A 20312-nucleotide genomic window follows, 5' to 3' on the forward strand; every position below is an offset into this window, starting at 1 on the left:
TCGCCGCGCGACTGTTCTATCAAGCCACGAACCGCGCGCCAAGCAGCCCGCTCGGAAAGGGACCACCAGTGATCGAGATGCAGAACCTGTCCTTCGGCTACAGCGGCAACGATCCGCTGCTTGCCGACATGTCGCTGACGCTTCAGCCGGGTTCCTTCCATTTCCTGACCGGCCCCTCGGGCGCGGGCAAGACCACCTTCCTGCGGCTGTGCTATGCCGACCTGCTGCCCAGCGGCGGGCGGATGACCGCCTTTGGCCAGGATGTGCAGGGGCTGTCGCGCGACGGCATCGCCGGGCTGCGGCGGCGGGTGGGGGTGGTGCATCAGGACACGCAATTCCTGGACCACCTGCCGGTGGCGGAAAACATCGCCCTGCCGTTGCTGGTCTCGGGCGAGCAGGTGGACATGCCGGCCCTGGGCGAGTTGCTGGCCTGGGTGCAGCTGTCCGGCCATGCCCGCGCCATGCCCCCCGAACTGTCGGGGGGCGAGCGGCAGCGCGCCGCGCTGGCCCGCGCCGTCATCATGTCGCCCGACCTGATCCTGGCGGACGAGCCGACCGGGAACCTGGACTGGGACATGTCGATGCGGCTTTTGCAGTTGCTGATCGAACTGAACCGTTCTGGCAAGGCGGTGCTGATCGCCACCCATGACCTGAACCTGATCCGTGCCGCCAAGCAGCAGGTGCAGGCGCGGGTGCTGCGCATCGCGGGCAAGAGGCTGCAACTGGCGGGGGCGGACCTGTGAAGAAAGCCGATCTGAAATCGCTCGACCTGGCGACGCTGTGGCGCGGGCTGACCCGACCCGACCCTGCGGGGACGGACCGCGTGGTGCCGCCGACCGGCTTTACCGCGCAGCTGACGGTGTTCTCGGCCGCGGCCATGGCCTTCCTTGCGGTCTTTGCCCTGGCGCTGGCGCTGGCCACCGGCCGGCTGGCCGAACGCTGGTCCAGCGAGCTGGCCCAGACCGTGACCGTGCGCATCTCGGCCCCCGAGGACCAGATCGACGAGCAGACCCTCACGGTGATGGAGGCGCTGAAGACCACCCCCGGCATCGCCGAGGCGCGGCTCTTGCCCGATGACGAGGTGGAAGGGCTGCTGGAGCCCTGGTTCGGCCCCGATGTCCCGGTCGAGGCCCTGCCGGTGCCGCGCCTGATCGAGATCACCGAGGCGGCCGAGGGTTTCGACGCCGAGGCGCTGCGCCTGCGGCTGGAGGGCGAGGCGCCGGGCGCGGTGCTGGACGACCATACCCGCTGGCGCCAGCCGCTGGTCTCGGCCGCGAACCGGCTGCGGGTGCTGGGCCTCGTCTCGCTGTTGCTGATTGCCGCCGCCTCGGGGGCGATGATCACGCTGGCGGCCAAGGCGGCGCTGGCGGCGAACGGGCAGGTGATCCGCGTCCTGCGCCTGATCGGCGCGCGCGACATCACCATCGCCACCGCCTTCGTACGCCGCTTTACCCGCCGCGCCGCCATGGGTGCGGCCGGCGGCACCGCGCTGGGGATGGCGGCGATCTGGGCGCTGCCCGCGATGGACCAGGCGGGCAGCTTCCTGACCGGGCTGGGATTCCAGGGCTGGGGCTGGCTCTGGCCCTTGCTGATCCCGCCGCTCGCCGCTGCCATCGGTTTCGTCGCGACCCGCTGGGCGGCGCTGAAGATGCTGCGCGAGGTGCGCTGATGGCCCTCTATCATCCGCGCCGGGCCTCGGTCCTGGATTGGCCGCGCACGGTGCTTTATTACCTTTATGCGGCGCTGGTGACGCTGGTGCTGGGGCTGTGGGGCCTGCCGCAGGTGCTGGTCCACCCCGAGCGCGCGCATCGCGTGGCCAGCCTGTGGCTGGACCAGATGCTGGGCGCGGCACGGCTGATCCTGGGCGTCCGGGTCGAATACCGCGGCACGCCGCCCGCCGGCGACTGCATCGTCGCCTCCAAGCATCACAGCTTTCTCGACATCCTGGCGCTGGCCCGCGCCTGCCCGCGCCGCGCCTTCGTGATGAAGCGCGAGGTGCTGCGGGTGCCGGTCATGGGCTGGTTTGCGCGCAAGGTCGGCTGCATCCCCATCGACCGTGCCCGCGGCAAGGAGGCGATGAAGCAGATCATCGCCGGGATCGAGGCCGCCCGCGCCCGTCCCGGCGGGCTGGGCCAGCTGATCATCTATCCCGAGGGCACCCGCACCCGGCCGGGGCAGAAACTGCCCTACAAGCACGGCGCCGGCACCATCCAGCGCGCGACCGGCCTGCCCATCCACCCGGTGGCGGTCAATTGCGGCCTGTTCTGGCCCCGGCAGGGCATCCCGATCCGCGGCGGCACGGCGGTGATCGAGTTCCTGCCGCCGATCACCGCCGGCCCGCGGTCGGGGGCGGTGATGGAATTGCTGGAGGACCGGATCGAGAGCGCCAGCGACCGCCTGCTGGCCGAGGCGGGCGGCCTGCCGCCGGCCTGAGCCCTGACGCAAGGTCAGGGGCGTTTTCGCCATTGCGCCCGCCCGCGGTTGCGGTCCAACCTGCCCGGCGGATTCGCGGGCCTTCGGGCCAGAACAGGGGGACGGTATGCGTCCGATCATCGACATCGACCATGTTTCCAAACGCTACGGCAGCGGCACGGTGGCGCTGAAAGAGGTCTCGTTGCAGATCGAGGAGGGCGAGATCCTGGCGCTGCTCGGCCCGAACGGGGCGGGCAAGACCACGCTGATCTCGATCATCTGCGGCCTGGTGGTGCCGACCGGCGGCACGGTGCGCGTCGGCGGCCACGACATCCGCACGGATTGGCGCGCGGCGCGCAAGCTGATCGGCCTTGTCCCGCAGGAGATCGCGCTGGAGCCCTTCGAGACGGTCATCGACTGCGTGCGCTTTACCCGCGGGCTCTACGGCGAGCCGCCGGACGACGCCTATATCGAGCAATTGCTGCGCAGCCTGGCGCTGTGGGACAAGCGCGATGCCAAGACGCGCGAGCTGTCGGGCGGCATGAAGCGGCGGGTGCTGATCGCCAAGGCGCTGTCGCACCGGCCCAAGGTGCTGTTCCTGGACGAGCCGACCGCCGGGGTGGACGTGACCCTGCGGCGCGAGATGTGGCAGGTGGTGCGCGAATTGCGCGCCGAGGGCGTGACCATCATCCTGACCACCCACTACCTGGAAGAGGCCGAGGACATGGCCGACCGCATCGGCGTCATCAACCGCGGCGAATTGCTGCTGGTCCGGTCCAAGGACGCGTTGATGGGCGAATTCGGCAAGAAGCACCTGACCATCTCGCTTTACGAGCCGCTGGCGGCGCTGCCGGCCGACCTGGCCGGGCGCGGGCTGGTGCTTTCGGCCGACGGCCGCGAGCTGGGCTATGACTACGACACCAGGGCCGAGCGCACCGGCATCGCCCACCTGCTGGCCGAACTGGCCGAGCGCGGCCTTGCCGTGCGAGACGTCTCGACCAAGCAGAGCAGCCTGGAAGAGATATTCATGTCGCTGGTCGAGGAGGAAACCGCATGAACTGGCGTTCCGCCCGCGCCGTCTTCGGCCATGAGATGGCGCGTTTCTTCCGCACGGTCTGGCAATCGCTGGCCTCGCCGGTGCTGTCCACGGTGCTTTACTTCGTCGTCTTCGGCGCGGCCATCGGCGGGCGCATCCAGGCGGTCGAGGGCGTGCCCTACGGCGCCTTCATCGTGCCGGGGCTGATGATGCTGACCGTGTTGCAGCAATCCGTGGCCAATGCCAGCTTCGGCATCTATTTCCCGAAATTCTCGGGCACGATCTATGAAATCCTCGTGGCGCCGACCGGCTGGATCGAGGTCACGCTGGGCTTCGTCGGCGCCGCCGCCGCCAAGGCGGTGATGATCGCGCTGGTGATCCTGGCGACCAGCTTCTGGTTCACCGGCGTCCATATCGCCCATCCGTTCTGGATGCTGGCGTTTCTGCTGCTGACCGCCGTGGCCTTTTCGCTGCTGGGCTTCATCATCGGCCTGTGGGCCAAGAATTTCGAGCAGTTGCAGATCGTGCCGATGATGGTCATCACGCCCCTGGTGTTCCTGGGCGGGGCCTTCTATTCGGCTTCGATGCTGCCGCCCTTCTGGGAGGGCGTGGCCAAGCTCAACCCGGTGCTTTACCTGATCTCGGGCTTCCGCTGGAGCTTCTTCGGCTTTGCCGACGTGCCGGTCGGGCTGTCGCTGGGCGCGGTCGCGCTGATGATCCTGGTCTGCATGGGCGCGATCCGCTGGATCTTCCTGACCGGCTGGCGGCTGCGCGAATGACGGCTCAGGCCGGGCAGGGCGCCGCCGCCTTGCCCATCCGGGCCGCGTGCAGGTTGTAGGCGGTGGTCTGCTGCCGCAGCCAGCTTTCCGCCGTATCGCGGCCATGCGTCTGCGCCAGCTGCCGATAGGCCGGGGCAAGCCGCTCGCGGTCGGCCCAGATCGCGCAGTCGAGCAGCCCCGGCGCCGCCTGCGCCGCGCTGCCGGCGCCTTGCCGCAGCGGCTGCGGGGCCTCGGTTGCCGCGTCCTGCGCCCCGGCCGCCGTCGCCCAGAAAAGGGCTGTGGCGGAAATGAAAATGCAATGTCGAATCATTATGGCTCCTCCCTTGCAGACAAATGTGACATATGGCCGCTGAGCTGTCATCTAGTTCCGGCACAGCCGCGTCTGCGGATCAAGCCGGACATATTCGCGGGCCGAGATCTTTTGCATCTTCAACGAATGTTTCCAGCGCGCGTTCCACATGTGCAGGATGCCGTTGCGGTAATATTGCGCCATCAGCTCGTCCACGATGGGCGGGATGATGGTGGTGCCGGGGATGCGGGGCGCGTGGAAGCCCACCGTCGCCCTGGGCCCCAGGCAGGCATTGGGCAGGGTGATATAGATCGTGCAGGCCGAGCGGCAATAGCCGCGCACCTCGACCGGGCGGCCGCTGGCGGCCAGCTTGTTGCGCTGGCGGATCGCCTCGACGACATTGCCGCCGCGGTTGTTCATGATGACGATGGGCTTGCCGCGCGGCTGCGCCTCGGCCGTCGCGGGCAGGCTGGCGACGCCGGCGCCAACGGCCAGCGCCAGGACAAGCGCCGAAGAAAGGCGGGTCAGGAGGGAAGGCATGCTCATGTCCCCTGCTATGCCTTGGCGAACGCACAAGTCCAAATGACGTTCCGGCGAGCCGCGCTTGCGGCTTAACAAGCGCCGCGACCCGCATTATATGCCGGCCATGAGCCAGAACCCGCCCCTGTTGCGCCCCGATCTAGCCCCAAGCCCGATCTTCGACACCACGCGAAGGGACGGGCAGCCCACCATCGGCATGGTCAGCCTCGGCTGTCCCAAGGCGCTGGTGGACAGCGAACGCATCCTGACCCGCCTGCGGGCCGAGGGCTATGCGATCAGCCCCGACTACAAGGGCGCCGGCGCGGTGATCGTGAACACCTGCGGTTTCCTGGACAGCGCCAAGGCGGAAAGCCTGCAGGCCATCGGCGAGGCGCTGGCGGAAAACGGCAAGGTGATCGTCACCGGCTGCCTTGGCGCCGAGCCGGAATACATCACCGGCGCGCATCCCTCGGTGCTGGCGGTGACGGGACCGCAGCAATACGAGCAGGTGCTGGACGCGGTGCATCACGCCGTGCCGCCCAGCCCCGATCCCTTCGTGGACCTGCTGCCGGCCTCGGGCGTCAAGCTGACGCCGCGCCATTACAGCTACCTGAAGATCTCCGAGGGCTGCAACCACGCCTGCAAGTTCTGCATCATCCCCGACATGCGCGGCAAGCTGGTCAGCCGCCCCGCCCATGCCGTGATCCGCGAGGCGGAAAAGCTGGTCGAGGCGGGGGTGCGCGAGCTGCTGGTGATTTCGCAGGACACCTCGGCCTACGGGCTCGACCGCAAATTCGCCGAGGAGCGTGGGCACCGCGCGCATATCACCGACCTGGCCCGCGACCTGGGGTCTTTGGGGGCATGGGTGCGGCTGCATTACGTCTATCCCTATCCGCATGTGCGCGACCTGATCCCGCTGATGGCCGAGGGGTTGGTGCTGCCCTATCTCGACATCCCCTTCCAGCACGCGCACCCGGACACGCTGAAGCGCATGGCCCGGCCGGCGGCGGCGGCCCGGACGCTGGACGAGATCGCTGCCTGGCGCGCCGCCTGCCCCGAGATCACCCTGCGCTCGACCTTCATCGTCGGCTATCCCGGCGAGACCGAGGCCGAGTTCCAGACCCTGCTGGACTGGCTGGACGAGGCGCAACTGGATCGCGTCGGCTGTTTCCAATACGAAAACGTCAAGGGCGCGCGCGCGAACGACCTGCCCGACCACGTCCCGGACGAGGTCAAGCAGGACCGCTGGGACCGCTTCATGCAGAAGGCGCAGGCGATCTCGGAAGCCAAGCTGGCGACCAAGGTCGGCCGGCGCATCGAGGTGATCGTGGACAGCGTGGACGACGAGGGCGCGACCTGCCGCACCCAGGCCGATGCGCCGGAGATCGACGGCAACCTGTTCATCGACCAGGGTTTCGAGGCGCTGGCGCCGGGCGACATCGTCACCGTCACCGTGGACGGGGCAGGCGACTACGACCTTTGGGGCCGGCTCTAGGCGGCGACAATCGCGCAGGTTGTGGCGCCCGCGCCGCTGGCTTAATCAGGCGGCAGCGCGACGCAGCAAGGCGGCATGATGAACTGGGATCCCGAAGGCAAACCCCGCAAACCCGATTTCCTGGGCATCGGCGCGCAAAAGGCCGGCACCACATGGCTCTCGCAGATGTTGGGCCAGCATCCCGATGTCTGGACGCCTCCGTTCAAGGAGGTGCAGTTCTTCAACCACCGCTTCATCGAGGAGCATCGCAAATGGCTGCCCTGGCATTTCCGCCGCGGCCGCCAGAACATCGAGAAACGCTGGGCCGCCCGCGGCGAAGAGATGCCGCGTGAGATGGTGCGCTACCTGGACCGCGTCACCCGCGAGCCGATGTTCACCAACCATTGGTACAAGCTGGTCTTCGCCCCGGCGCCCCAGGGCGCCAGGACCATCGACGTGACCCCGGAATATTCGACCCTGCCGGCCGAGGGCGTGGAGTTCCTGGCGAAGTTCCTGCCGCAGGCGAAGTTCATCTATATCATCCGCCACCCGGTCGATCGCGCCGTCTCGCAGCTCAAGATGAACCTGACCCGCGCGCGCCGTAAGCCCGCCACCGTCGAGGACTGGCTGGCCGAGGTCGAGGCCCCCGAGCTGATGGATCGCGGCGACTACATGACCTATGTGCCGCGCTGGAACGCGCATTTCGGCCCCGACCGGCTGCTTTACCTGCCCTTCGGCATGATCGCCCGCGATCCCCTGGGCTTGCTGCGCCGGGTCGAGGACTTCCTGGACCTGCGGCCGCATGACTATCGCGACCTCGGCAAGAAGGTCTTTGCCTCGGACAATGCGCTGGTGGTGCCCGACCAGGCCCGCGCCCGGCTGCGCGACAAGCTCGAGCCGCAATTCGCCTTTCTGGAACAAAGCTTCGGCCCGGAATTCACCAAGGCTTTCCGCTGAGCCTTCCCCTTTCGTTCCCGCTCGACTACATAGCGGCCAAGTTCACACGGATTTCAGAGACGGGGAAAGATCATGGCCTCCTACCAGTTCGTTTACCACATGGACGGGGTGTCCAAGACCTATCCGGGCGGCAAGAAGACCTTCGAGAACATCCGCCTGAACTTCCTGCCCGGCGTCAAGATCGGCGTCGTCGGCGTCAACGGCGCCGGCAAGTCGACGCTGCTGCGCATCATGGCCGGCATCGACAAGGACTTCACCGGCGAGGCCTGGGCCGCCAAGGGCGCGACCGTCGGCTACCTGCCGCAGGAGCCGCAGCTGGACCCGGCGCTGAACGTGCGCGGCAACGTCATGGAAGGGGTCAAGGCCAAGCAGGCCAAGCTTGACCGCTATAACGAACTTGCCATGAACTACTCGGACGAGACCGCCGAGGAAATGGCGAAGCTGCAGGACGAGATCGACGCCGAGAACCTGTGGGATCTGGACAGCCAGATCGACGTGGCCATGGAGGCGCTGCGCTGCCCGCCGGACGACGCCGACGTGGAAAGCCTGTCGGGGGGCGAGCGTCGCCGGGTGGCGCTGTGCAAGCTGCTGCTGGAACAGCCCGACATGCTGTTGCTGGACGAACCCACCAACCACCTGGATGCCGAGACCATCGCCTGGCTGCAAAAGCACCTGATCGAATATCCCGGCACCATCCTGATCGTCACCCACGACCGTTATTTCCTGGACGACATCACCGGCTGGATCCTGGAACTCGACCGCGGCCGCGGCATCCCCTACGAGGGCAATTATTCCGCCTGGCTGGAGCAGAAGGCCAAGCGGCTGGAGCAGGAAGCGCGCGAGGACAAGGCCAAGCAGAAGACGCTGGAGCGCGAACTGGAATGGATTCGCGCCGGTGCCAAGGCGCGCCAGGCCAAGCAGAAGGCCCGGATCAACGCCTATAACGAACTGGCCAGCCAGTCCGAGCGCGAAAAGCTGACCCGCGCCCAGATCATCATCCCCAACGGCGAGCGGCTGGGCAGCAAGGTGATCGAGGTCGACGGCCTGAAGAAGGCCATGGGCGACAAGCTGCTGATCGAGGATCTGACCTTCAGCCTGCCGCCGGGCGGCATCGTCGGCGTGATCGGCCCGAACGGTGCCGGCAAGTCGACGCTGTTCAGGATGCTGACCGGGCAGGAACAGCCGGACGCGGGCGAGATCAGCTATGGCGACACGGTGAAGCTGTCCTATGTGGACCAGTCGCGCGATGCGCTGGACCCGAACAAGACCGTCTGGGAGGAAATCTCGGGCGGGGCCGAACAGATCGAACTGGGCGATGCCACGATGAACAGCCGCGCCTACTGCTCGGCCTTCAACTTCAAGGGCGGCGACCAGCAGAAAAAGGTCGGCCTGCTCTCGGGCGGCGAGCGCAACCGGGTGCATATGGCCAAGCTGCTGAAATCCGGCGGCAACGTGCTGCTGCTCGACGAACCGACCAACGACCTGGACGTGGAAACCCTGCAGGCGCTGGAAGCGGCGCTGGAGGATTTCGCCGGCTGCGCCGTCATCATCTCGCACGACCGTTTCTTCCTCGACCGGCTCTGCACGCATATCCTGGCCTTCGAGGGCGATGCGCATGTGGAATGGTTCGAGGGCAACTTCGAGGATTACGAGGCCGACAAGATCCGCCGCCTCGGCCCGGATTCGGTCGAGCCGAAGCGGGTGAAATACAAGAAGTTCACGCGGTAAGATGAAGGAAAGGGGGCGGATCTGCCCCCTTTTTTCTTCGCAGGCTGTTATCGAAACCCGGCGGCCTTCATGCCCGTTTCCGACAGGTAGTCGAAATGCCGCGTGATCAGGCGATCCAATTCGTCGCGCGGCGCTTTCTTCATGCCCCTTTTGGCCAGGATTTCCTTGGCGTGCCGCGGCGTGTCGTTCATCCCATAATGGGTCACGATGCTGGGAACCGAGGGGTCGGTCAGGGCGACCATGACCGTCGGGATGCGATAATGGGCAAAGCCGAACACCGTGCGTTGCGGATGGCGCACGGCGACACCCACGCCGAGGAAGGGGTTGAACCAGCGGTAAAGCCCTTGCGTCGGCCCGTCGATGACCGAATAGATCACCGAGGGGAAGCTGACGGCGAAGGCGCCATGCGCCTTCCACAGGGTATCGCCATGCTTGCGCAGCTTCCTGATATAATCCTTTGAAAGGCAATCGTCGTCGTCGAGGCGGAATTGCAGGCAATCCTGCAATTCCAGCCCGATTTCCTTGAGCGTCTGGACCTGGGCATCGGCGACATGCATCGGCGGGACAAAGCGCAGCACCACATAGGGGCGCGCGTCGCAAAGCCTTTGCAGCTGGTCGCGATAGACCTTGGGCATCCGGTCCGAAGAGATGACGAGCAGCTTGAAATCGGGGTCGGTCTGCGCGTCCAGGGACGCCAGCGTCAACTGCTCGAACGTCACGAAACGGGCCTTCATCCGCTCGTCGCCGAAAAGCTCCTGCTCCTTTTGCTTGTAGATCGGTTCCAGGTCGTTTTCTTCGACGTTGCGATAGGCTTTCCAATCGCCGCGGCCGATCATGGAAAAGCGGCAAATCCCGACTATGGTCATGGTGTTCTTCATTGTGCGAACCGTTTCGTGACCGGCGTGTAGGCAAGGCTTCCCTTTGCGCGCCGCTCGGCCTCGGCGACGTCGGCCTGAATGATTTCGTCCGAAGGAATGTCCCAGGCCGCATCCGCGTCCAGATAGCCATGCTCCAGCAATGTCGCATGGATTTCCCTGAAATCCACCTGGCCCCAGCTGTTGTGGTTCGGCTTCTTGCCGGGCACCAGATATTCGGCGACCAGGCTGTTGATCAGCAAGGGATCCTTTCCCATCATTCCCCTGAGCTGCAGGCGCATGCTATGGTGTTCGGCATTGTTCCTGCGCAGGATGACGGCAATATCCTTGTCCGGGTCGGCCGCCATCCCGGCCATGTGAAGGGCGGATGTGTCCAGGCTGATGATTTTCCGGGCGGCGCGGTAAAGCGCGAACTGATCCTTCCAGGACAGCTGCTCGGGGAAAACGGGGATATAGCCCGAGCGCCTCAGGTTTTCCTCGAGGATCGCTTCAGCCAGCAGCCCGCCGTTTGCAATATATTTCGTTCTGGAGATATAGATCTTTTCCGGCCCGTTGGGGCTCTGTTGCATAACTCAGGTGATGGGCGCGGTTACCCCCTCCCCGGACAGACTTATCCTACAGCTTCCGTGACCGGGATGCCGAGCGCGGTGTAGCCGTTCAGGACGGCGATGCGGATCTGGAACTCGGCGACCTGACGGTCGAAGTCCCTTGCCATGAGCCGCTGGCCCAGCAGTTTGACACAATGCATCTTCGTCTCGATGCGGCTCCGGCGGTGGTATCCACTCCATCGTCGCCACAGGGTGCGGCCGAGATACCTGGACGCCCGGAGGGCCTCGTTGCGCGCGACGGCTCCAGCGGTGATGGTCTTCCAGGTCTTCGCGTTCCTGCGCGGTGGGATGACGGCATGGGCTCCGCGATCTGCAATCGCATCGTGGCACTTGCGCGTGTCGTAGGCGCCATCTGCCGTGACGCTACCGATTTCCTGGTCCTCCGGGATCTGGTCGAGAAGGTCAGGTAGGATCGGCGCATCGCCGACGTTGCTCCCGGTGATCTCGACAGCCCGGATCTCTAGCGTTTCCTCGTCGATCCCAAGGTGGATCTTGCGCCAGACCCGCCGTTTGGGGCCACCATGCTTGCGAGCGTGCCACTCGCCTTCGCCCTCGACCTTGATTCCTGTGCTGTCGATCAGCAGGTGCAGCGGCCCTTTGGAGCCGCGATACGGGATGTTCACAGCCAAGGTCTTCTGGCGGCGGGACAGTGTGCTGAAGTCAGGCACCGTCCAGTCGAGGCCAACCAGACGCAGCAGGCTCTCGACGAACCCGGTCGTCTGCCGGAGCGCCATGCCGAATAGCACCTTCATCGTCAGGCAGCTCTGAATGGCAGTATCGCTGTAGGTCTGCTGGCGGCCACGCCTCCCCGTCGGCACGGCATCCCAGCTCATCTCGGGGTCGAACCAGATCGTCAGCGAGCCCCGGCGCTTGAGCGCTTCATTGTAGGCTGGCCAGTTTCTGGTCCTGTAGGTTGGCGGTGTGGGTCTGCTCATACATCACAGCTACCACCCTGGATTCACGATCTGAATCCCTGACGGGATTTGTGCAACAGAGCCGCCCGTTGGCGGGAAGCTTTCCTACGGTCTCGCGCAGGAAATTTCGGAACTCTTCCGTGCCGGCGGCGATTTCACCAAGGCCAAATCCCTGGCCGGGGATGGTAAGGGCTTCGACCAGCGAAGGCTGCTTGATGACCAGGGTCGGGCATTTGATGCCGAAAATCTCGAAAATCTCTCGATGCGGCTTCTTGAAATGCGTCAGGGTCGGATGCTTGGGAGTAAACAAGACCCCGTCATAATCGTTGTTTACCGCCCAAAGCCTGCTGATCGTTTCGGTAATGAAATGCCCGAAATGACCATAAAACATCCCCGCGAAGAGGAAATGCCCTTCGAGTTTTTCAACCGACTCGGGGGCCTCTTCAAGCGCAAGCGACATGCGTCCGGCGCCACGCCAGGCGGCTGCCTCTGCAATGTCGCCGTCCTTCCAGACACCGCTTGGTGTCCGGGGGCGGGATTCCCACGGAGGGACCACAATCGCATCTTGCAGGGTAATCGTTTTTCTGGACCAGCCCTGATCGGGCAATGGAGGACAAGGCTCGTTCAATTTACACTCTCAAACACATACACGGCGATTCGCCTGCCAGGCGAACACTCCCAATCTTGGCCTTGTTTGGCAACACCTCCTTGACGATGCAAGCTAAACTGGCCTGCGACGGCATTCCGCCGAAGGCCGGTTGAAAGGGCCGGCGGGCCCTATTCCCATTCCCAGGGCAGGGCGTATTGGCCAAGCAGCTGCGCGACGGCGTCGCGGTCGACCTCGCCCCTGGGGCGGATGCGGGCGACCAGGCCGCGCTTGCGGTCGTCGACCACCTCGGCCACCTCGGCGGCCAGCCCGGCCTCGGCCAGGGCGGCGTCATAGACGCGGCGGATCGCCAGCTTGCGCAGGTCGGGCTTGAAGATCTTGCCCACCGCGGTCTTGGGCAGTTCGGGCAGGATCCCGATATGCTTGGGCACCGCGGCGCGTTCGTGGATATGGGCGCGGGCATGGTCCATCAGCTCGTCCAGCGAGACCTCGGCGCCGGCGATCAGCTCGACATAGGCGCAGGGCAGCTCGCCCGCAAAGGAGTCGGGCTGGCCGATGGCGGCGGCGGCGGCGACCTTGGGATGGGACAGCAGCGCGTCCTCGATCTCGGCGGGGTCGATGTTGTGGCCGCCGCGGATGATCAGATCCTTGGCGCGCCCGGTGATCCACAGATAGCCGTCGCCGTCCATCCGGCCCAGGTCGCCGGTGCGCAGGAAGCGGCTTTCGGCGAAAAGGTCGTGGTTCTTGTCGGCCTCGGTATAGGTCGAGCCCTCGAAGACGCCGGGGTTGGCCACGCAGATCTCGCCGATCTCGTCGATGGCGCATTCGTGGAAGCCGCCGTTGCGGCGCTGCAGGATGCGCACATGGGTATAGGGCAGGGGGATGCCGACCGAGCCGACCTTTTTCAGCCCGTCCATCGGGTTGCAGGAGACGAGGCAGGTCGCCTCGGTCAGCCCGTAGCCCTCGGCGATCTCGACCCCGGTCGCGGCCTTGAAGCGGTTGTAAAGCTCGATCGGCAGGGGCGCCGAGCCCGAGATCGCGGTCTTGAGCGACGAGACATCGGCATCGACCGGCCGCTGCATCAGCGCGGCGATGGCGGTGGGCACGGTGATCAGGAAGGTCGCCTGCCAGCGTTCGATCAGCTTCCAGAAATTGTCGAACACCCCCTCGCCGCGATAGCCGGCCGGCGTCGGCATGATGAGCTGCGCGCCCGAGATCAGGCAGGACATCAGCACCGGATAGGCCGCGAAGACGTGAAACATCGGCAAGGGGCACATCAGCACGTCGGTTTCGCTGAACAGCAGCGTGCCGCCCAGCCAGCCGTTGTAGATCATGCCCGATTGCTTGTGCTGGGCGACCTTGGGCATGCCGGTGGTGCCGCCGGTGTGGAAGAAGGCGGCGACGCGGTCCTCGGCCGGTTCGTCGAAGGTCAGGCGGTTGTGCTTGCAGGCGCTGGCGGCGGCCTCGAAATCCATGACCTTGGCATGGTGGCGGGCGGGAACCTTGGGCCGCATCAGCGGCACCAGCATGCGCTTGAGCCCGGTCAGGTAGCCGCGCAGGTCGACCTCCAGCACGGTCTGCACGTTCGGGGCCTGCGCCACCGCCTCGGCCGCCTTCTGCGCGACCTCGGACTTGGGGAAGCTCTTCAGCGTCACCAGCACCTTGGCGCCGGTCTCGCGCAGGATGGCGGCGATGTGGTCGGGCTCCAGAAGCGGGTTGATCGGGTTCACGATGCCCGCCGTCGCGCCCGCCAGCAGCACGATCGGCGCCTCGATGCAATTGGGCAGCAGGTAGGCTACCACGTCCCCCGGCCCGACGCCGAGGCTGCGAAACAGGTTCGCGGTCTCGGTCACGCGCTCGTGCAGCTCGGTCCAGGTCAGGGTGCGGGCCGGCGCCTTGGGGTCCGAGAACAGCTGGAAGCTGATCGCCGGGCGCTGGGGATGGCGGTCGCGGGTCTGGGTCAGCGCCTCATAGACGGTGCGCGGCACCTGACGCTGCGCATAGGGCATCTCCGCCTCGACCGCATCGCGGTCTGCGACGCTCGCGAACCTGGCCATTCCTTACCTCCCGTTCTCCCTTTCGGGGTCGTGCCCCGCCGACAGGCAGAATGGTCCAACAATCAGCATGCTGGCAAGCATTCCGCGACGCCACGCCGGGGCCAAAACGCAGCGTCGCGCCCTGGGTTCAGCCCTGGGATCAGCCCTGCGGGATGCGCAGGGTCTGGCCGGGATAGATCTTGTCAGGATGGCTGAGCATGGGCTTGTTGGCCTCGAAGATCTCGGGGTAGCGGCTGGCCTTGCCCAGGTATTGCTGCGCGATGGCCGAAAGCGTCTCGCCCTTCTTGACGGTATGGAACAGGGGCTGCGCCGCCGCTGCTGCGGGGGCTTCGGTGCCGGCGCCCTCGGCCAGCTCGACATGGGCGATGCCCTTGATGTTGCCGACCGCCAGGATCAGCTTTTCCAGGGTTTCCTGGTCGCGCGCCTTGCCCGAGATGACCACGGTGTCGCCGCGCAGCGTCAGATGCACGTCCTTGCCCGTCAGGCGCAGGGCGGACAGCTCCGCCTTGAGCGCGGCCACCTTGCGGTCGGTGTCGCTTTGCGGGGCTTGGGCAGCGGCGGGTGCTTCCAGCGCCTCGGCCTCGGATCCGAAAAGCGATTTGCCGGCGTCCTTCACGAAATCCCAGATAGCCATGATCTCTCCTTTCAGGCGGTGTCTGGGGCGGCAACGATTCGCCGAAAGCGGCGGTTCCAGACAAATTTCAGCAATCGGAGGTTGAGGAATGCCCGCCCGATCCCTAATTTTCGCAGGTCTTAGGGGATAGAGAAGTTGAACAAATCCTGCAAATCACTGATCCTGGCGTCTTTTCTTGGCCTGGTGGCGCTGCCCGCCCTGGCCGAGGACGGGGTGCGAATCTCGACGAAGTCCGTCGCGGGGGATGCGGTCCGTCCGGGAACCGTCACCTGCTTCCAGACCTCGATGCGCGAAAATGAGGCAGCGGTCCGCGCCACCAATGCCACGCGCCAGGCGCGCGGCCTGGCGCCGCTGCGATCGAACCGCGACCTGGCCGAGGCCGCGGCGCGCCATGCCTGCGACATGGCCAAGCGCGGGGTGATGTCGCATCAGGGCAGCAAGACCAAGGGGCCGATGCAGCGGCTAAAGAAGGAAGGCTACCGCCCCAGCATCGCGGCCGAGAACATCGCCGCCGGTCCCTGGGGGCAGGACCGCGTGCTGGTGGAATGGGCGCGTTCCAGCGGGCACCTGGCCAATATCCTGATCCCGCAGACCCGCCATTACGGCATCGGCAAGGCGCTGGGAGCGGATGGCAAGACCGTCTTCTGGGCAGCGGTCTATAGCGCGCCGCGCTGAGCACCGGCACGCTGAGGCCCTTCGCGGCGTCCTGCGTCCCCGAGGCACCTGCCGGGACGGGTTGGCACCTGCCGGGGGCGGGGTCGCGTCGTCCGTTGCCTGTTCAGGGCGGCCCGCAGTCGGGGCCGGGCCGCGATTTCTGCTCGCGCCCGCCGCCCGTCAGGCGACGCCTTCCGCCGCTTCCATGGCGCCTTCGGTGAATTGCAGCCGCGCCAGCCGGGCGTAGAGGCCGCCCTGCGCCACCAGTTCCTCGTGCCGGCCCTGGGCCACGATGCGGCCATGGTCGAAGACGACGATGCGGTCGGCCTTCTTCACCGTGGCCAGCCGGTGCGCGATGATGATCGTGGTGCGGGTGCGCGCCAGTTCGTCCACCGCATGCTGCACCAGCCGCTCGGATTCGGCGTCCAGCGCCGAGGTCGCCTCGTCCAGAAGCAGGATCGGCGCGTCGCGCAGGATGGCGCGGGCGATGGCGATGCGCTGCTTCTGCCCGCCCGACAGCATCACGCCGCGCTCGCCGACGAAACTGTCATAGCCTTCGGGCAGCAGGTTCAGGAACTCGTCAGCATGGGCGGCGCGGGCGGCGGCCTCGACCTCGGCATCCGAGGCGTCGGGCCGGCCGAAGCGGATGTTCTCGCGCGCGGTGGCGGCAAAGATCACCGGATCCTGCGGCACCAGCGCGATGGCTTGGCGGAAATCGCCCCGCGCCATGTCGCGCAGGTCGATGTCGTCGATGCGCACCGCCCCGGAATCGGGATCCCAGAAGCGCAGCAGCAGCTGGATCACCGTGGTCTTGCCGGCACCCGAAGGCCCGACCAGTGCCACCGTCTCGCCGGGGCGGATGTCCAGCGTGACCCCCTCCAGCGCCGAGCGGTCGGGGCGCGAGGGATAGTGGAAGGTCACGTCCTCAAGCCGGATCGCGCCCCTGACCGGCCGGGGCAGGGCCAGGGGCTGGGGCGGATCGGCCAGCATGTCCTGCGCGGACAGCAGTTCCGTCAGCCGCTCGGTCGCGCCGGCGGCGCGCTGCAATTCGCCCCAGATCTCGGACAGTGCGCCCACGGCGCCGGCGACCAGCACGGCGTAGATGACGAACTGCACCAGCTCGCCCACGGTCATGATCTCCAGCCGCACGTCGCGGGCGCCGATCCACAGCACCCCCAGCACGCCCGAGAAGATCAGGAAGATGACGATCACCGTCATCACCGTCCGTGTCCTGACCCGGTTCAGCGCCGAATCATAGGACCGCTCGGTTACGTCGTCGAAGCGCGCCCGCGTCGGCCCCTCTTGGGTGAAGGCCTGCACGGTCTGCGCCGAAAGCAGGCTTTCCGATGCCGCACCCGAGGACAGCGCGATCCAGTCCTGGTTCTCGCGCGACAGCTTGCGCAGCCGCCGGCCCAGCACGACGATGGGCACCACGACCAGCGGCACCAGCAGCAGCACCAGCCCCGACAGCTTGGCCGAGGTCCAGACCAGCATCACCATGCCGCCGACCAGGATCAGGAAGTTGCGCAGCGCGATCGAGACGGAAGAGCCGATCACCGACTGGATCAGCGTGGTGTCGGTGGTGATGCGGCTGATGATCTCGCCGGTCAGCACGCGCTCGTAGAAGGCCGGGCTCATGGCGATGACGCGGCTGAACACGGCCTTGCGGATGTCGGCCACCACCCGCTCGCCCAGCCGGGTGACGAGGTAGTAGCGCATCCCCGTCCCCAGCGCGAGCAGCGCCACGATGGCCAGCGCCGCGCCGAAATACTGGTCCAGCAGATGTGCGCCGGCGTCGAACCCGTCCACCACCCGACGCACCGCCAGCGGCAGGACCAGGCTGATCGCCGCCGTCACCGCCAGCGCGACCAGCGCCGCGGCCAGCAGCCCGCGATAGGGGCGCAGGAAGGGCCAGAGCGCCCGCAGCGCGCCGATGCGTTTCGTCGTCGGCCGATCCACGATGGGTTTGGGTCCGCGTGCCATATGTCCTCCCTGGGTGGCCGGTTGGCTGCCTGATGGCGCGTTCACAGCGGCTCGCTGCCGCCGGCCAGCTCCAGAATGATCTCCCATTCCGCATCCGAGACCGGCTGCACCGAGAGGCGCGAATTATTGACCAGCACCATGTCCTTCAGCCGCGGCTCGGCCTTGGCCTCGTCCAGCGAGATCGGGCGCTTGATGCGGGCGACGGCGCGGACATCGACGCATTCCCATTTCGGGTCGGCGGCGGTCGTGTCGGGATGCGCCTCGGCCACCACCTCGCAGATGCCGACGATCTCCTTGCCGATGTTCGAGTGATAGAAGAAGCCGCGCTCGCCCTTCTTCATGGCACGCATGTTGTTGCGGGCCTGGTAGTTGCGCACGCCGTCCCATTGCTCGCCCGTCTCGCCCCTGGCGATCAGGTCGTCGAAGCTGAAGACGTCCGGCTCGGATTTGAACAGCCAATGCGCCATCAGCCGATTACCTTCTTCCACTCGATCACCTCGACCGAGGCGAACAGTCCGGCCGCGTTGTAGGGATCCTGCGCCGCCCATTCCTTGACCTCTGTCAAGCCGTCGCCCTCGACCACCAGCAGCGAGCCGCAGGGCTGGCCGTTCTCGATCAGGGGGCCGGCCAGCTTGACGCCGGGCTGCGCGCCCAGGAAGGCCAGGTGGCTTTCGCGGGTGTCGAGACGGGTTTGCAGCTTGCCGGGATGGTCGCGGCAGATGACGGCGAAAAGGGGCATCATTCCTCCTTGAGCGGGCGGTTGAGCAGAAAATCCAGCGCATGTTCCATGGCGATGCTGCCTTGGGCAAGCCCCGCGACCAGATTCGAGATTGGCATCTCGATCCCCAGCCTTTCGGCCAGCCGGGTGACGGCGCGGGCGGTGGCGGCACCCTCGACCGTGGTGCCGGCGGCGAAGTCGCGCCCCGTCCCCAGCGCCAGCCCATAGCGGAAGTTGCGCGATTGTTCCGAGGTGCAGGTCAGCACCAGGTCGCCCAGGCCCGACAGGCCCGGCAGCGTCTCGGGCCGGGCGCCGAGCGCGGTGGCCAGGCGCAGCATCTCGGCAAAGCCGCGCGTCACGATGCTGGCGCGCGCGCTGTCGCCATAGCCCGCGCCGATGGCGGCGCCGGCGGCGATGGCGATGATGTTCTTCAGCGCCCCGCCTAGCTCCGCCCCGGTGACGTCGGTGGTGCGGTAAAGCCGCAGCGTGGCGGTCGAGAGCCGGCGTTGCAGCGCCTCGGCCGTGCCGGCATCGGCGCAGGCGAGCGTCAGTGCCGTGGGCAGGCCGCGGGCGATGTCGGCGGCAAAGCTGGGGCCGGTCAGCACCGCCACCCGCGCCTGCGGACAGGCGGCGGCGATCAGCGCCGAGGGGCCGGTCAGCGTGGCCAGGTCGATGCCCTTGGCGCAGCTGACCAGGTTGCGGCGGTCGAAGCGTGCGCCATGCTCGGCCAGGAACCCGCCCAGCACCTGCGCCGGCAGGGCCAGCAGCACGGTCTCGGCCGCGATCTCGTCCAGCCGGTCGGTGACGTGCAGCGCCGGCGGCAGGGTCACGCCGGGCAGACGCGGGTTCTCGCGCGCCTCGGCCCAGCCGATGTCGCGCCCCCACAGCGTGACTGGGCCCTTGCTGGCCAGCGAAACCGCCAGTGCCGTGCCGAAGGCGCCCGCGCCGATGATCGCCACGCTCATGCCTTGGCCCCCCGCTTGCCGGCGCCCAGCATCGGCGCGGCGCCCTGGTCCAGCGGCCAGCGCGGGCGCGCGGCCAGTTCCATCCCGTCGCGCCGGCCGGCCCGGTAGGCCTCGATCCCGGCCCAGGCGATCATCGCGGCATTGTCGGTGCAAAGCCGCAGCGGCGGCGCCAGGAAGGTCGCGCCGGCCTCGGCCGCGGCCCGCTGCAAGGCTGCGCGCAGGGATTCGTTGGCCGCGACGCCGCCGGCCACCGCCAGCGCCGGAGCGGGGGCCAGCGCCAGGGCGCGGCGGGTCTTTTCGGCCAGCACCTCGGCCACCGCCGCCTGGAAGCTGGCGCAAAGATCGGCGCGGTCCTGTTCGTGCAAGCCCCCTTGCGCCGCCACCAGCGCGTCACGCTGGCGCAGCACGGCGGTCTTGAGCCCGGAAAAGCTGAGGTCGCAGCCCGGCCGGTCCAGCAGCGGCCGGGGCAGGGCAAAGCGGCGCGGATCGCCCGCGCGCGCCGCCGCCTCGACCGCGGGACCGCCGGGCTGCGGCAGGCCCAGAAGCTTTGCCACCTTGTCGAAAGCCTCGCCCGGCGCGTCGTCGATGGTGCCGCCGAGCCGGGTGAAATCCGCCGGGCCCTCCACGCGCAGGAACTGGCAATGCCCGCCCGAGACCAGCAGCATCAGATAGGGAAAGGGAATGCCGTCGGTCAGCCGCGGCGTCAGCGCATGGCCGGCCAGGTGGTTGACGCCGACCAGCGGCAGCCCGCTGCCCGCCGCCAGCCCCTTGGCCAGCATGACGCCCGACAGCACGCCGCCGATCAGCCCCGGCCCGGCGGTGACGGCGATCCCGTCCACGTCGGACAGCCGCAGCCCGGCCTGGGCCAGCGCCTCCTCGACGCAAAGATCCAGCTTCTCGGCATGGGCGCGGGCGGCGATTTCCGGCACCACGCCGCCGAAATCGGCATGCAGCGCCGCCTGGCCGGCCACGACCGAGGCCAGGATGCTGCGGTCGTCGCGCACCACCGCGGCGGCGCTGTCGTCGCAGCTGCTTTCGATGCCCAGAAAGGTCAGTCCCATGCTCATCCTTGTTCCCGCGCCGCCAAGGGCCTAGGCAAGGGG

22 protein-coding genes are annotated in these 20312 nt (G+C 67.2%); 9 read left to right on the forward strand and 13 right to left on the reverse strand.

The features are described from left to right. Positions 1-68 precede the first annotated feature (68 nt). From E3U26_RS00750 to E3U26_RS00770, 5 genes are all read left to right on the forward strand, one after another. Positions 69-743 carry a cell division ATP-binding protein FtsE gene (locus E3U26_RS00750; protein WP_036760710.1) on the forward strand — a complete coding sequence of 225 codons (675 nt, stop codon included), beginning with the start codon at positions 69-71 and terminating at the stop codon, positions 741-743. Next, complete coding sequence (locus tag E3U26_RS00755) at positions 740-1669, forward strand: cell division protein FtsX (protein WP_072461914.1); 930 nt, start codon at positions 740-742, stop codon at positions 1667-1669. Before E3U26_RS00750 ends, E3U26_RS00755 begins: the two co-directional genes overlap by 4 nt. Next, positions 1669-2433, forward strand: coding sequence for a lysophospholipid acyltransferase family protein (locus E3U26_RS00760; protein ID WP_036760708.1), 765 nt, complete (start codon positions 1669-1671; stop codon positions 2431-2433). Before E3U26_RS00755 ends, E3U26_RS00760 begins: the two co-directional genes overlap by 1 nt. Before the next feature lie 106 nt (positions 2434-2539). Continuing rightward, complete coding sequence (locus E3U26_RS00765) at positions 2540-3469, forward strand: ABC transporter ATP-binding protein (protein WP_114535742.1); 930 nt, start codon at positions 2540-2542, stop codon at positions 3467-3469. Further along, positions 3466-4227: an ABC transporter permease gene (locus E3U26_RS00770; RefSeq protein WP_036760703.1), complete on the forward strand. Its 762-nt coding sequence runs from the start codon at positions 3466-3468 to the stop codon at positions 4225-4227. Before E3U26_RS00765 ends, E3U26_RS00770 begins: the two co-directional genes overlap by 4 nt. 4 nt (positions 4228-4231) lie before the next feature. Here E3U26_RS00770 and E3U26_RS00775 read toward each other — a convergent pair whose 3' ends face one another. After that, entirely contained in the window at positions 4232-4537 is a 306-nt protein-coding gene (locus E3U26_RS00775) for a hypothetical protein (RefSeq protein ID WP_072461916.1), read from the reverse strand. Positions 4538-4588: 51 nt separating this feature from the next. After that, entirely contained in the window at positions 4589-5062 is a 474-nt protein-coding gene (locus E3U26_RS00780) for a hypothetical protein (protein ID WP_499105148.1), read from the reverse strand. Between the two features lie 100 nt (positions 5063-5162). Between E3U26_RS00780 and rimO the strand changes: the two genes are divergently transcribed. From rimO to ettA, 3 genes are all read left to right on the forward strand, one after another. Continuing rightward, positions 5163-6530 carry a 30S ribosomal protein S12 methylthiotransferase RimO gene (rimO, locus tag E3U26_RS00785; RefSeq protein WP_499105149.1) on the forward strand — a complete coding sequence of 456 codons (1368 nt, stop codon included), beginning with the start codon at positions 5163-5165 and terminating at the stop codon, positions 6528-6530. Between the two features lie 75 nt (positions 6531-6605). Beyond that, positions 6606-7466: a sulfotransferase family protein gene (locus E3U26_RS00790; protein ID WP_243700162.1), complete on the forward strand. Its 861-nt coding sequence runs from the start codon at positions 6606-6608 to the stop codon at positions 7464-7466. A 72-nt stretch (positions 7467-7538) separates the two neighbouring features. Beyond that, positions 7539-9194 carry an energy-dependent translational throttle protein EttA gene (gene ettA / locus E3U26_RS00795; RefSeq protein ID WP_243784951.1) on the forward strand — a complete coding sequence of 552 codons (1656 nt, stop codon included), beginning with the start codon at positions 7539-7541 and terminating at the stop codon, positions 9192-9194. Positions 9195-9241: 47 nt separating this feature from the next. Here the strand turns inward: ettA and E3U26_RS00800 are convergent, their stop codons facing one another. The 6 genes from E3U26_RS00800 to lysM all read right to left on the reverse strand — a co-directional run bounded on the left by E3U26_RS00800 (position 9242) and on the right by lysM (position 14889). Further along, on the reverse strand, positions 9242-10060 hold the full coding sequence (locus E3U26_RS00800) for a glycosyltransferase (RefSeq protein WP_072461963.1): 819 nt from the start codon (positions 10058-10060) through the stop codon (positions 9242-9244). Positions 10061-10068: 8 nt separating this feature from the next. Next, positions 10069-10638: a glycosyltransferase family 61 protein gene (locus E3U26_RS00805; protein WP_499105150.1), complete on the reverse strand. Its 570-nt coding sequence runs from the start codon at positions 10636-10638 to the stop codon at positions 10069-10071. 41 nt (positions 10639-10679) lie between these two features. Next, positions 10680-11612: an IS5 family transposase gene (locus E3U26_RS00810; protein ID WP_179921185.1), complete on the reverse strand. Its 933-nt coding sequence runs from the start codon at positions 11610-11612 to the stop codon at positions 10680-10682. Continuing rightward, on the reverse strand, positions 11557-12219 hold the full coding sequence (locus E3U26_RS00815; protein ID WP_499105151.1) for a glycosyltransferase family 61 protein: 663 nt from the start codon (positions 12217-12219) through the stop codon (positions 11557-11559). Before E3U26_RS00815 ends, E3U26_RS00810 begins: the two co-directional genes overlap by 56 nt. Positions 12220-12368: 149 nt before the next feature. Beyond that, the gene (locus E3U26_RS00820; protein ID WP_072461920.1) at positions 12369-14255 is read right to left on the reverse strand and encodes an acyl-CoA synthetase; all 1887 of its coding nucleotides are present in this window, start codon (positions 14253-14255) and stop codon (positions 12369-12371) included. Between the two features lie 139 nt (positions 14256-14394). Further along, positions 14395-14889 (reverse strand): LysM and BON domain-containing protein, encoded by a 495-nt coding sequence (gene lysM, locus E3U26_RS00825; protein ID WP_499105152.1) that lies wholly within the window; start codon positions 14887-14889, stop codon positions 14395-14397. A 135-nt stretch (positions 14890-15024) separates the two neighbouring features. On the opposite strand from lysM, the gene E3U26_RS00830 reads away from it, so the two are divergent. Next, the gene (locus E3U26_RS00830) at positions 15025-15564 is read left to right on the forward strand and encodes a CAP domain-containing protein (protein WP_499105153.1); all 540 of its coding nucleotides are present in this window, start codon (positions 15025-15027) and stop codon (positions 15562-15564) included. Positions 15565-15723: 159 nt separating this feature from the next. On the opposite strand, the gene E3U26_RS00835 is transcribed toward E3U26_RS00830, so the two are convergent. Genes E3U26_RS00835 through tsaD form a run of 5 tightly spaced genes read right to left on the reverse strand, consistent with a single transcriptional unit; the run spans position 15724 to position 20276 of the window. Beyond that, positions 15724-17526 (reverse strand): ABC transporter ATP-binding protein/permease, encoded by a 1803-nt coding sequence (locus tag E3U26_RS00835; RefSeq protein WP_499105154.1) that lies wholly within the window; start codon positions 17524-17526, stop codon positions 15724-15726. A 41-nt stretch (positions 17527-17567) separates the two neighbouring features. Continuing rightward, positions 17568-17993 carry an EVE domain-containing protein gene (locus E3U26_RS00840; protein WP_036756762.1) on the reverse strand — a complete coding sequence of 142 codons (426 nt, stop codon included), beginning with the start codon at positions 17991-17993 and terminating at the stop codon, positions 17568-17570. Continuing rightward, a complete protein-coding gene (locus E3U26_RS00845) occupies positions 17993-18265 on the reverse strand; it encodes a YciI family protein (RefSeq protein WP_072461924.1) in 273 nt (90 codons plus the stop codon). The genes E3U26_RS00840 and E3U26_RS00845 overlap by 1 nt, the downstream gene beginning before the upstream one ends. Continuing rightward, positions 18265-19209 (reverse strand): NAD(P)H-dependent glycerol-3-phosphate dehydrogenase, encoded by a 945-nt coding sequence (locus E3U26_RS00850; RefSeq protein WP_036756759.1) that lies wholly within the window; start codon positions 19207-19209, stop codon positions 18265-18267. Before E3U26_RS00850 ends, E3U26_RS00845 begins: the two co-directional genes overlap by 1 nt. Further along, positions 19206-20276, reverse strand: a complete 1071-nt coding sequence (gene tsaD, locus E3U26_RS00855) for a tRNA (adenosine(37)-N6)-threonylcarbamoyltransferase complex transferase subunit TsaD (RefSeq protein ID WP_499105155.1) — start codon at positions 20274-20276, stop codon at positions 19206-19208. The genes E3U26_RS00850 and tsaD overlap by 4 nt, the downstream gene beginning before the upstream one ends. Positions 20277-20312: the final 36 nt, after the last annotated feature.

Origin of the sequence: Paracoccus ferrooxidans, from assembly GCF_029909815.1 — a bacterium.
GTDB lineage: Bacteria > Pseudomonadota > Alphaproteobacteria > Rhodobacterales > Rhodobacteraceae > Paracoccus > Paracoccus versutus.

What these genes read in the sequence shown, in the direction of transcription:
- E3U26_RS00840 (WP_036756762.1), bottom strand. Translation starts at nt 17,993, where the DNA reads ATGGCGCATTGGCTGTTCAAATCCGAGCCGGACGTCTTCAGCTTCGAC.
- rimO (WP_499105149.1), top strand. Translation starts at nt 5,163, where the DNA reads ATGAGCCAGAACCCGCCCCTGTTGCGCCCCGATCTAGCCCCAAGCCCG.
- E3U26_RS00820 (WP_072461920.1), bottom strand. Translation starts at nt 14,255, where the DNA reads ATGGCCAGGTTCGCGAGCGTCGCAGACCGCGATGCGGTCGAGGCGGAG.
- ettA (WP_243784951.1), top strand. Translation starts at nt 7,539, where the DNA reads ATGGCCTCCTACCAGTTCGTTTACCACATGGACGGGGTGTCCAAGACC.
- E3U26_RS00845 (WP_072461924.1), bottom strand. Translation starts at nt 18,265, where the DNA reads ATGCCCCTTTTCGCCGTCATCTGCCGCGACCATCCCGGCAAGCTGCAA.
- E3U26_RS00800 (WP_072461963.1), bottom strand. Translation starts at nt 10,060, where the DNA reads ATGACCATAGTCGGGATTTGCCGCTTTTCCATGATCGGCCGCGGCGAT.
- lysM (WP_499105152.1), bottom strand. Translation starts at nt 14,889, where the DNA reads ATGGCTATCTGGGATTTCGTGAAGGACGCCGGCAAATCGCTTTTCGGA.
- E3U26_RS00850 (WP_036756759.1), bottom strand. Translation starts at nt 19,209, where the DNA reads ATGAGCGTGGCGATCATCGGCGCGGGCGCCTTCGGCACGGCACTGGCG.
- E3U26_RS00805 (WP_499105150.1), bottom strand. Translation starts at nt 10,638, where the DNA reads ATGCAACAGAGCCCCAACGGGCCGGAAAAGATCTATATCTCCAGAACG.
- E3U26_RS00765 (WP_114535742.1), top strand. Translation starts at nt 2,540, where the DNA reads ATGCGTCCGATCATCGACATCGACCATGTTTCCAAACGCTACGGCAGC.
- E3U26_RS00790 (WP_243700162.1), top strand. Translation starts at nt 6,606, where the DNA reads ATGATGAACTGGGATCCCGAAGGCAAACCCCGCAAACCCGATTTCCTG.
- tsaD (WP_499105155.1), bottom strand. Translation starts at nt 20,276, where the DNA reads ATGAGCATGGGACTGACCTTTCTGGGCATCGAAAGCAGCTGCGACGAC.
- E3U26_RS00810 (WP_179921185.1), bottom strand. Translation starts at nt 11,612, where the DNA reads ATGAGCAGACCCACACCGCCAACCTACAGGACCAGAAACTGGCCAGCC.
- E3U26_RS00770 (WP_036760703.1), top strand. Translation starts at nt 3,466, where the DNA reads ATGAACTGGCGTTCCGCCCGCGCCGTCTTCGGCCATGAGATGGCGCGT.
- E3U26_RS00780 (WP_499105148.1), bottom strand. Translation starts at nt 5,062, where the DNA reads ATGAGCATGCCTTCCCTCCTGACCCGCCTTTCTTCGGCGCTTGTCCTG.
- E3U26_RS00835 (WP_499105154.1), bottom strand. Translation starts at nt 17,526, where the DNA reads ATGGCACGCGGACCCAAACCCATCGTGGATCGGCCGACGACGAAACGC.
- E3U26_RS00760 (WP_036760708.1), top strand. Translation starts at nt 1,669, where the DNA reads ATGGCCCTCTATCATCCGCGCCGGGCCTCGGTCCTGGATTGGCCGCGC.
- E3U26_RS00775 (WP_072461916.1), bottom strand. Translation starts at nt 4,537, where the DNA reads ATGATTCGACATTGCATTTTCATTTCCGCCACAGCCCTTTTCTGGGCG.